8 protein-coding genes are annotated in these 10,513 nt (G+C 58.8%); 3 read left to right on the forward strand and 5 right to left on the reverse strand.

Going from position 1 to position 10,513, the window contains the following annotated elements; all coding sequences use genetic code 11:
• The first annotated feature begins 193 nt into the window (after positions 1-193).
• On the forward strand, positions 194-697 hold the full coding sequence (locus tag LAQ74_RS20240; RefSeq protein WP_224338489.1) for a DUF7344 domain-containing protein: 504 nt from the start codon (positions 194-196) through the stop codon (positions 695-697).
• Positions 698-706: 9 nt separating this feature from the next.
• On the opposite strand, the gene LAQ74_RS20245 is transcribed toward LAQ74_RS20240, so the two are convergent.
• From LAQ74_RS20245 to LAQ74_RS20260, 4 genes are all read right to left on the reverse strand, one after another.
• A complete protein-coding gene (locus LAQ74_RS20245; RefSeq protein WP_224338497.1) occupies positions 707-934 on the reverse strand; it encodes a hypothetical protein in 228 nt (75 codons plus the stop codon).
• 59 nt (positions 935-993) lie between these two features.
• A complete protein-coding gene (locus tag LAQ74_RS20250; protein ID WP_224338499.1) occupies positions 994-3,156 on the reverse strand; it encodes a PKD domain-containing protein in 2,163 nt (720 codons plus the stop codon).
• Positions 3,157-3,381: 225 nt separating this feature from the next.
• Entirely contained in the window at positions 3,382-4,218 is an 837-nt protein-coding gene (locus tag LAQ74_RS20255) for a helix-turn-helix transcriptional regulator (RefSeq protein WP_224338500.1), read from the reverse strand.
• Positions 4,219-4,560: 342 nt separating this feature from the next.
• Complete coding sequence (locus LAQ74_RS20260) at positions 4,561-5,475, reverse strand: NAD-dependent epimerase/dehydratase family protein (protein ID WP_224338502.1); 915 nt, start codon at positions 5,473-5,475, stop codon at positions 4,561-4,563.
• Between the two features lie 245 nt (positions 5,476-5,720).
• On the opposite strand from LAQ74_RS20260, the gene rdfA reads away from it, so the two are divergent.
• Both rdfA and LAQ74_RS20270 read left to right on the forward strand, forming a co-directional pair.
• A complete protein-coding gene (gene rdfA, locus LAQ74_RS20265; RefSeq protein WP_224338504.1) occupies positions 5,721-6,416 on the forward strand; it encodes a rod-determining factor RdfA in 696 nt (231 codons plus the stop codon).
• Between the two features lie 508 nt (positions 6,417-6,924).
• Positions 6,925-7,455, forward strand: a complete 531-nt coding sequence (locus tag LAQ74_RS20270; protein ID WP_224338507.1) for a DUF7344 domain-containing protein — start codon at positions 6,925-6,927, stop codon at positions 7,453-7,455.
• A gap of 77 nt (positions 7,456-7,532) precedes the next feature.
• On the opposite strand, the gene LAQ74_RS20275 is transcribed toward LAQ74_RS20270, so the two are convergent.
• Complete coding sequence (locus LAQ74_RS20275; protein WP_224338508.1) at positions 7,533-8,777, reverse strand: Cdc6/Cdc18 family protein; 1,245 nt, start codon at positions 8,775-8,777, stop codon at positions 7,533-7,535.
• Positions 8,778-10,513 lie beyond the last annotated feature (1,736 nt).

Below are 10,513 nucleotides of genomic sequence, written 5' to 3' on the forward strand. Positions count from 1 at the left end.
CGCGTTTTACCTCCCGAAATTCGTTATTTTAACATAGTATTTCAGTTGTAAATGTAATACTGAAAGCAAACGTGACAGTGCAAACTATTAAACCTGCCTGAAGACACAAGCAATATACTGAGACGAAACCGGCACAGCGGGTCACACAACCACGCGTGAGGACTGAGAGAGGACAATGTACGCGTTAGAGAGGATGACAGGCGAGGTAAACACCGAACGAGAACTGGACGAGGCGGAGATATTTCACATACTGGGGAACGACCGCCGACGGGCCACCATCAACGGATTAGCGGAGAGCGGCGGGAGTATCGCCGTCTCCGAACTCGCGGAGCAGATCGCCGCACAGGAGGCCGACACCGAGGAAGACGCACAGAAGCTGTACAAGAGCGTCTACGTCTCGCTCAGGCAGACGCATCTCCCGAAACTCGAAGAGCAGGGAATCATCCAGTACGACGCGGACAACCAGCGTATCATGCCGGGCGCGCAGATGAACGAGATACAGGTGTACACCGACGGAACGACCGGTCTCGAGGCCGTGCACCGGTCGGTGTATCTCGTGGTCAGCGTCATCGGACTGCTCACCATAATCGGTGCGCAACTGGGTGTCCCCGTTCTCAATGTGCTGGCGGTCGAGGTGTGGGCGGTCATCTTCCTCACGCTCATCATCGTTCTCGGCGTCTACCAGCAGTACCGCTAAAACGCTCTGCTACAGGTCGATATCCTCGAACGCCATCAGATCAGGAAGGTCCGCTACCGCCTGGTGTGTTCCGCGGTACGTCGCGGCGTCCGTCGCTCGGTTGAACGTCGACACGTCCGGATACTCGCGCAGCGTGAGGACTCGGCCATCGGAGACCGCGAAGACGACTTCCATCGTCCCGTTCTGATACTGGTACTGGTCGGCTTTGGTAGCGTCTCCGGGAGCAGTCGAATCCATACTGCAACTGTAGCGTGCGACCGACTTATCTCTTCGTCAGAATAGCAGCGGGTGAGATCTCAGCGCCGCGTTCGGCGCGTGAGAGTCACCGCAAACAGTATCAGCGAGACGAACGCGACCACGGTCCCGAATCCTGGTGTCGTCGTGGAGGTGGTCGCCTCGGTGTCCTGCTGGTTCTGTACCTCGTCGACCGAGATGTCGATCGTCTGTCGCGTCTCGGCACCGTACTCGTCGCGGACGACGACGACGACGGACTGTTCGGTCGCGGACTGCGGCGTGTACTCCGCCGTCGAACCGGTCTGGTTGCCGTTCGGCAGTATCCAGGTGACCGTCGTATCACCGATCTCGTTCGTGACGTTCGCGTTGAGTTCGGCCGACTCGCCGACGCTCATCGACGTCGGTGCGTCGACGGAGACCGCCGGTTGGTCGTTGACCGCAACGGTGACAGTCCGTTCGTCGGTCAGTCCGTACTCGTCAGTCACCGTCGCGGTAACGTTGTGGTAGCCGGGTTCGTCGAACTGGACGGTCGCCGACTCGCCGTCGACCGAACCGCCGTCGAACGACCACGAGACCGAGGAGTTCTCCGCGGTACCCATCGTGGAGGCGGACGCGTTCAGGTCGACGGACTCGCCGGGTTCGACCGCACCTGCCGGAACGCCGTCGACGGCGGCAGTCGGTCCCTCTATCGACGAGACACCGAGCACGGAGGCGGACGAGGGGAGCGTCGCACTCACGACGACAGTACCGTTGTCGACGGTCGTCTCGCTGTCGGCGAACTGCCACTTACCGTCGCTGTAGTACCCGAGTCGGAGCGAGTCGACGGAGGCGTTACGCTCGCGAATCGCCTCCTCGTCGAACCGCGCTGTGATGGTGGTCGAGTCCTTCTCCAATCCGTTCGTGGAGAGACTCGCTGCGTACACCGGCGTCCCGGGCATCGAACTGTCGAGGAAACGCCGCTGCGTGATCGACGCCGAGACGTTGCTCACGTTGTACTCTTCGTCGTACGCGAGCGTCACCGGTTCGTCCCCGAAGACGACCGTTGAGGTACCGTTGTCGGCGGAGACGGTCCCATCGACACTGCGGGAGAGTCCGACGTACCAGCCCTCGTCGCCCGAGAAACCGGCGGCAGCGTAGCCGCTGTCGGTCGACAGGACGGGCCAGAGAGCGTCTCTGTCGGCGGTTCCGAGACGTTCGCGCCACTCGGCGTTCCCAGCTTCGTCCGTCCGGATGAGCCATCCGTCGAGGTTCCGCGAGGCGAACAGCCGGTTGCCACCGCTGAGGATGTACCCGTCACCGTCGCGGTCTATGCCTTCGAGCATGTCGTAGCCCCTGTCGCCGTACGTCCGGCTATTCACGAACTCGCCGGAGTCGGTGAACCGAGCGAACAGTCCGTCGGGTTTCTCGTTCGACTGTCCCTGATCGACACCGGCGACGGCGAACTCCCCGTCGCCGGCGGTGACAGCACGGTACTCCACGTTTTCGCCTGCGCGCTCGTGGGTCTCCTCCCAGAGGAGCGTTCCGTCGGTATCTAACTTCGCGACGTATCCGTCGGTGGTGCCGTCGGCGGACTCGGCGTCGCCGACCAGAACGAACCCGTCGTCGGTCGCGACGCTATCGCGAACGTACTGATTGCGAGATTCGTCGGTCCTCCACTCCCACTCGGTCTCACCGCGGTCGTCGACGGCGACGGCGTATCCGTCGGCGTCACTATCGTCCGTCGGTGTCCATCCACCGAGCAGGTACGTGTCGTTGACGCGACTGACGGACCAGAACGCGTCGCCGCGGGCGTCGCCGTACTCGTTCTCCCAGCGAACGTCGCCGTTCTCGGAGAGACCGACGGCCCACGCCTGCGCCCAGCCGGAGTCGTCGTTCGAGCGGCCGACGGCCATGTAACCGTCGTCGGTTTCGACGACGTCGAACAGGCGGTCGGTGCCCTCGCCGCCGAAGCGTCGAGTCCACTCGCGGTCGCCTTGCGCGTCTATCTTGACGACTGTCGCCTGATCGCCGTCGTCTCGGTCCCCGCTGTCGGTCCAACCGACGAGCAGGTAGCCGCCGTCGTCAGTCTCGATCATGCTGGAGAAGACGACGCCGTCGGAACCGTGGTACGTCTCGTTCGTCTCGATGGGGTCGGTGTCGGCCGCGACGGTCGAAAGCGTCGCCGCGGTGGCCGAATCGTCGGTGTTCGGTCCCACCGCGATGGCGGGACCGGCTATCGAACCCACGAGAAGAACGACGGTGAACGCGCTCGCAGCGAAGCGTCTCGTCGCCTTCGGACCGGTCGTAGAGCGGTACAAACGGCGTATGATGGCTGAAAATCCTGGTTGTAGACTCATGTTCACTCCCCACCCGCACTAGTAGATGCGGGCGTCGGTTCGAGAATTGACTAGTTAAAGAGATTGTTATTCGTCTACTGAAACAGGTTAGGAGTTCGTTACTATGGTAGGGTCTCAGTTCTCCGGCGCGGCGGCGAAGGGCGAGCGGGAGGCCTCCGGTTCGCAACCGCGGATGCAGATGAGGTTTTCGCGGCCGAGACGGAGTTTCGTTATCTCGCCCTCCTCGTCCAACCGCGACAGCAGACGGCTCACTTTCGCCTTCGACCACTCGACTTCCTCGACGATAGCCACCTGTCGCATCTGGCCGTCGTGCTCCTCGAGTAATCGCATAATACACTCCTCGTCGGTCGGTGTCGGCTCCGGGTCCACCAGGGACGGCTCGACTTCGCGTTCGAGACCGGTCGGGGCGGAGAGTCGCCGGTACGCCACGAGTCCGATACTGACGAGTACCGTCGTGAGGCTCAGCATGAGCGCGAAGTAGTCGATCTCGGCGAGACGCTCGTCCGCGCTCGGATTCATCCACTCGATGGGCGGCGCGGCGTACACGTCGTTTTGAATCGGCGAGGCGCCGCCGCGCTGCAGAGCGGCGCCCGAGGCGGCGTCTAACCGACCCAAGAACACGGTGAACGTTATTCGAGTCGACTCCCCGCGGAGCAGCGAGTCGCCGAAGACGGTGTCAAGCAGCGCGGTGCCGGTGTCGGCGACGATCGAGGGGAGAGCGGCGACGGAGAGCGACGGGCTATCAGTCCAAACGAGCGAACTGTCGTCGGAGAGTTGCCACAGTTGCGTCGACGCGACGTCGACGCCGTTCGTCACCGAGAACGAATCGGCGGACGCAGCGGGCGAGTGTGCCGGGTCGTCGGCGACGACCGAACCGCACGCGACGCTCAACAGAACGATGCAGAGTACGGCTGTCTTCGCGTACGCGCTCGTTGATCGGCCCGAAATCATACTCGAGTGACGTAGATGTTCTGTCTCATGTTTTCTCCCAGAGTCAGCCGCGAGCGACTGCGATGGCGTCGCTGTCTCCGGATTACTTATGCACAGACTGGTTCGGAGAATATAGCCTTTATCACGTTACAAAAACTCGTAAATAACTATACGGAAGTCAGTCTCGTGAGTTGATACTCACGGGCCGAAGGTACCCGTCGATAGTAGAGAAGTGAGACGAACCGACAGGGAGAGAATCTCGGCAGGAGAGAACCGAAGGAGGAGGAACGCAGCACTACCTTATTTTGTCGCGCGTGCGTCGCGTCGGACGGTGGAGGTCGATTACTGGGCGGCGCGGGTCGATTACTCACACAGCGACGCGAGTCCGTTCTCGAGTGTCACCGTCGGTTCGTAGCCGAGCGACTCTCGGATGCGGGAGATGTCGGCTCTGCTGTCGCGAACGTCGCCGGATCGGGCGTCGACGTGGGTTATCTCCGACGAGGAGTCCGCGGCGTCGCGGATTGCGGCCGCGAGTTCGTTTATCGAGATGCTGTCGCCGGTACCGACGTTGTACGCTCGTCCCACCGCGTCGGTCGTCCCTGCGGCGAGGTTCGCTCGAACGACGTCGCGCACGTGGACGAAGTCCCGGGTCTGCTCGCCGTCTCCTTCGACGGTTATCGGCCGGTTCGACGTCGCTTGGTCGAGGAAGATGCTGATGACGCCGCTGTAGTCGCCCGCAGTCTGTCGGGGACCGTAGACGTTGAAGTACCGGAGCGCGACGGTCTCTAGCCCGTAGAGGTCGTGATAGATTCTCGCGTACGTGTCGAGCGCGAGTTTATCCGCGCCGTACGGCGACTCCGGGTTCTTCGGGTGCGACTCGCTGATGGGTACGTCCTCGGGTTGACCGTAGATGGCCGCACTCGACGAGAGCACGACGCGCGCATCCACCTCTCTGGCGTGTTCGAGCAACGAAACCGTCGCCGCCGCGTTGGTGCTGTGGCTCAAGAGCGGATCTTCGACCGACGCCGAGACGCTGACCAGCGCCGCGGTGTGATAGATCAGATCGACACCCGAAACGGCGCGTTCCAAGAGGTCGTCGTCGCGGATGTCGCCCTCGAAGACAGTAACGTCGTCTCGGAGATTCTCCCGTCGACCCGACGAGAAGTCGTCGACGATTCGGACGTCGTTCGCTTCGATCAGCGCGTCGACGAGGTGACTTCCGATGAATCCCGCGCCGCCGGTAACGAGTACCGTCTGTCCCGTTGGTGATTCGGTCATTGTGTAACTGTTCGAGCGATAGCCCTTTGGTATGCGTGGGTTTCCGTGCCGGGGAGGCCGGTCAGCACTACTCGGAACAGACGGTTCTTTACGGAGGTAGCCGTGTAAGCCGACGGGTGTGACGAAGTAGGGTGCTTCGGGCCGTTCGACCGCCCGTACCGCTGCTCACAGGCAGATGCACGTCTGGGTGAATTACCGGTTTGACGAAAGGTTTAACTATCGTATAGAAAACAGAACTATCAGCCATGAGCCAGCAACGGGGAGTCGCCAACGAGTCGGACAGCGGCTGCGGGTGCAAGGTCGAACGGGTCGCCGAGCGATACGAACTCGACCGAATCGACGACGCGCTCGTCACCGGATGGTTGGGAGAGAGCGGCGAACGTTACAGTCTACGCCGGTTGGAGACGTACCTGAACGAGCGGGTTCTCGAATCGGCGATGGCGGAGACGACGATGACCGTGTTGGACGGCGACGTCGCACATCTCTACGAGCGACTGACGGACGGGTCGGTGAGTGCCGGACAGCGCGCCGAGACGGAGAACTACCTTAAACGAGCAGGTATCAACGTCGAGCGGGTGCGAAACGATTTCGTCTCGCACCAGACCGTTCACACACACCTCCGAAACTGCCTCGGAACGACGCGGAAACGGACACAGAACACCGAGTCACGCGTCGAGAAAGCCGACCAAACTGTCCGGGCGCTACAGAACCGGATGCGGTTGGTCACCGGGGGAACGGTCGAACGGCTGACGCGAGCGGGAGCCGTTTCGATCGACTCGTTCGACGTGTACGTCGAGACGACCATCGTCTGCAGGGACTGTGACCGGTCGGCTTCGTTCTCCGAACTGCTCGAGCGGGGCGGTTGTCGCTGTCGAGTAGACACCGAACGGGGTGGAGTGGAGGAGTTAGGCGGGGAGACTGCAATTCGAGCCGAGCGCTGACGATCGACCGCGCATCGGTATCGGCCGGATTGGGAACCGGTCGGTCGAGATCGCTAACGGACGGCCGAAGCACTCAGAGAGCGATGCCGAAGACCACGAGCACGAAGAACACGTACCAGAGGCACAGTAGTGTGTTTCGCTTCGGAGCGTTCGGCCGCATTCCGGGGACAAGTCGTGTGGGAGTCATTGTGAGACGTGTACTTCGTCGAGTCCGGGTTTCTCGACGGAAGGCGGCTGTTCGACATACTGCCACACCACGGATAGCTATGTGCGGCGTTACTCGGGGTAACTCCGGCTTATAGAGTTTTGAATAGACCTCTAGTGAGACGAAACGAATCGGGTGGCCGGAGGGTCAGTCGGGATAATTCGAGTATTATCGTGGGGAAACGTTCGGCTATCGAGAGCACTTTCAAGTCGGGTCAGAGCGGGACTCTAAAAGTCATTAAACACAATATTACTGAATTTTCTGAATAAGAATGAATACGGACTACACACTTGGTACGGTGTGATGTCCGCGGAACTGAGTCCTGTCAGCGAAAATGGGCGTAGCGACGTTCCGAACCCGACAGCCAAAGAGGACGTGGTGTTCGATCTCCTAAAGAACGACCGTCGTCGGATGGTGATGTCGCTGTTGGCCGAGGAAGCCGAACCGGTCACTATCGGAGATATCGCCGGTACGATTGCGGCCGACGAGGCCGACGAAACGCCGGCACCGGAGAAAGTGTACAAGAGCGTCTACGTCTCGCTCCAGCAGACGCACCTTCCGAAGTTAGCCGAGAACGGCGTCATCGAGTACAATCGGAGCACCGGGACGATCGCACCGGGACCGAACCTCGAAAAGGTGCTCTTGTACGTCGAACCGTCGAGCGTACGCGACATCTGGCAGTCCGAGGAGTTGATTATAGGGTTCGTCGGACTCACAGTAACGCTCGCCGCAGTAATCGGGATCCCGCTCGTCAGCGTCGTGGCCGCGGAGGTGTGGGCAGTCGTCTTCTTCACGGCGATTATCTGTCTGAACTTCTATCGCCTATTCGCGTAGTGCGTTCATCGGGCCCGTTCCGATGGTGAAAACAGGACTCTTCGGACACGTCGGGTGCTACGAACTCGCGCGGGGCGCTACGAACCGGCCCCGTCGAACCCATCGAATCGATCATCTGCGGTGATGACCTTTCTCACGATGTCGGCGTCTTCGAGCAAGCGGTGGGTGCTGTAGACGCCGCGGCCACGGCCGCGGCTCGTTCGAGTGGAGTTGATAACGTTCAAGAACGCCTGCTCCTGGAGGATTTCGTTCACACGACGCTCGGATAGCTGATCCATGCCGATTTCGCTGACGATGGTAGTGTAGGTGTCGTAGACGCGTTTGGTCGAGAATTCGGTTTCGTCGGCGACGAGCGTCAACATCGCGAGAGCGAGGAGGATAGCCTTCCCCTGAACGGGAGTACCGGCGACAATCTCGTTGAAGCGATTCGCCTCGGTTCGTTCCTTCGCCTTGCGCACGTGGTCGACGACGACTTCGGTCGACTCTTCTTCGGTGGCGATCCGACCGGCGTTCCGAAGGATGTCTATCGCCTTCCGTGCGTCGCCGTGTTCCTGGGCGGCGAGCGCTGAGGTGAGCGGAATGACGTCGTCACCGAGCACGCCGGGACGAAACGCGTCGCATCGATTGTCGAGAATGTCACCTAACTGGTCCGCTGTGTACGGCTTGAAGACGATTTCGTCGTGCTGGAAACTGCTCTTGACACGCTCCGTCAACTGGTCGGGATAGTCGATCTTGTTGCTGATACCGATAACGCCGATACTACACCGCGAGACGCGGTTGTTCTCGCCCGCGCGCGAGAGTTTTCGCAAAATTTCGTCGTCGTCGAGCATATCGATTTCGTCGAGGAGAATCAGCGCGACATCGCATCTGGCGTCAAGGATACGCCAGAGCCGCTTGTAGTAATCGCCGGTCGCCAACCCCCGTTCGGGGACCGAGATTCCTGTCTCGAGGGATTCATTGAGTTGACTCGCGATGGTTTTGACCGCCGACGTCTCCGTGTTTTCCTCACCACAGTCGACGAAGGCGGTTCGGACAGTAACGTCGTCCTTGGCCGCTTCGGCCCCCAGACGCTCCGTCACGTGCCGAGAGACGAGCGACTTTCCGGTACCGGTTTTTCCGTAGATGAGTAGATGTTTCGGTGGACGGCCGAAGATTGCGGGGTTGACCGCGTTCGCGACCCGCTGCATGTGCGTGTCGCGACCGACGATCCTCTCGGGACCGGGAATGTGCCGAATATCGAGCAACTCCTCGCGCGCGAAAATCGGCTCCTCGTACCGAAAGAGCGAGTCGCGGTCCGCCTCGGAGAGATTTTCGTCGGTCATCGATTGTCCGAACGTTCCGAAGCGACAGCGATAAGTCTACCGACAAAACGGGGGTGGTGTCGCGAATGTATCGTCACGTTTCGTGGGACAGTTCCGTCTAAAACGGCCGGATTGCCGAATACAGCGGAGAAGTAACGTCGCGGATGTAACAACGTCTCTGGAAGAGTCCGCGACGCCCCGAGTAGTGCGAACGAAAGGGCAGGAGAAACGGAGAAGACACGGCGAGCTAACGATCGATATGGCCGTTTCGGAGACGGGGGGGGTAGTATCGCGAATGTATTTTAGCAGACCTGAGGAGAAGACACACCTACATCGCGAATGTAACTCGTGAGAATATCGGTACAGAACTGTGGAAGATAGACAAATTATAGATATGTTGATTCGCGTCAACGAAGTAATCGTGGAGCTCTCTTGAGACGAAGAGGCGTCACGAAGTTCCAGATGAAATTCAGAGCCGAGAGGAAACAGTAGAAGCAGTCGAATGGTTCCTTTTGGGGGGTTTCAGAGGGAGTGGTGTCGCGAATGTAAATTTCCCCTAGAATCCAAAATAGGCGGTAGAGAGTTCAAAATAGTGTATTTCGGCAGATGAGGAGGAAAATAGAAAGGGTAGGGTCACACACCCCAGTTCGCGAATGTAACGGCCACGAGAGAGGGGGGTGCATTGGAAGAGAAGGTTTTCCGAAATGAGATCGATCAGAAAACACGGAGAATGGGAGAAAGAAACGTTCAGTCGATATTCTACGCGGGAGAATATCTCGATGTCTATTTCCGTGAATACGGTCGCTTCACCTGTACATACCTGGTGAGAAACGAAGAATTCGTTTCTCTTCTATTCCGAAACGAAGTTAACTTAGTGGACTATTCTCATCCTACAGATTTAAACTATTCTAATCATCACCGAAAAGGCAAACCGACTACATGTCAAAAGACAGTTTATTTTGTAACAAAAAACCGACAGGAACGGCAGTTTACCGGCAATAAAAACCGGTTCGTGAGTGGGGGCCCCTCTCTCGAACGCGTTACATTCGCGACGGTGGTGTGTGTGTCCGATCTCAACGATTCACTCGGGAGATAATCCTCTCAAGCCACTCTCCGTAAGACGATCTCCATTTAGGACCCTCATTTCGCTTCGAGTTCGCCTTGAGTTCGTCTCGAGTTCGCCAAATTCACACCGAAAACTAGCCTGCAGTACAGTCTTTTCGTTCGAGTATCTCCGTTCGGTTCCTCAGTCAACCCCCAATTGAGCTCCTTTCTTCGTTCCCGGGCTCCCTTGGTTCTCGGGATCTCACCGAGGACACAGCAGATAGCGTCAATAGATTCTCGATTCGATATACCTATCGCTGCTATATCATCGTTTCAGCAGCCTGCTATCCCATCCTTGTAACCGACGTATTTCACGTCTGGTCTATTTACTGTGTACAACAACACTTGTACACAGTAACTGTCGTGACTTCCTCGACGATCACCGTGACTTCCTCGACGATCACCGTGACTTCCTCGAGTACTGATGTCCAGGGTTCCTTCACCGCGGTAGACCGACTGTATGCTCCCGACTTATCGACCGTATGCTGATCGAGGTTTCGCCGAGTCCCCTGACCCGTCAACTCGGTGTTCTTTCTCGCTTTCCTCTCTTTTCCTCGATTCCCGTGGTGTGCATTATATAATGCAGTACTTTTCATAATGCTCAACATTTTAAGATCTACTAACTCAAATAATTATTTGCATTTTAAGCTCTA

This window comes from Haloprofundus halobius, assembly GCF_020097835.1.
GTDB lineage: Archaea > Halobacteriota > Halobacteria > Halobacteriales > Haloferacaceae > Haloprofundus > Haloprofundus halobius.

Bases quoted from the DNA above. Each gene is read 5' to 3' on its own strand.
- LAQ74_RS20240 (WP_224338489.1), top strand. From the start codon at position 194: ATGACAGGCGAGGTAAACACCGAACGAGAACTGGACGAGGCGGAGATA.
- LAQ74_RS20245 (WP_224338497.1), bottom strand. From the start codon at position 934: ATGGATTCGACTGCTCCCGGAGACGCTACCAAAGCCGACCAGTACCAG.
- LAQ74_RS20255 (WP_224338500.1), bottom strand. From the start codon at position 4,218: ATGATTTCGGGCCGATCAACGAGCGCGTACGCGAAGACAGCCGTACTC.
- LAQ74_RS20260 (WP_224338502.1), bottom strand. From the start codon at position 5,475: ATGACCGAATCACCAACGGGACAGACGGTACTCGTTACCGGCGGCGCG.
- rdfA (WP_224338504.1), top strand. From the start codon at position 5,721: ATGAGCCAGCAACGGGGAGTCGCCAACGAGTCGGACAGCGGCTGCGGG.
- LAQ74_RS20270 (WP_224338507.1), top strand. From the start codon at position 6,925: ATGTCCGCGGAACTGAGTCCTGTCAGCGAAAATGGGCGTAGCGACGTT.
- LAQ74_RS20275 (WP_224338508.1), bottom strand. From the start codon at position 8,777: ATGACCGACGAAAATCTCTCCGAGGCGGACCGCGACTCGCTCTTTCGG.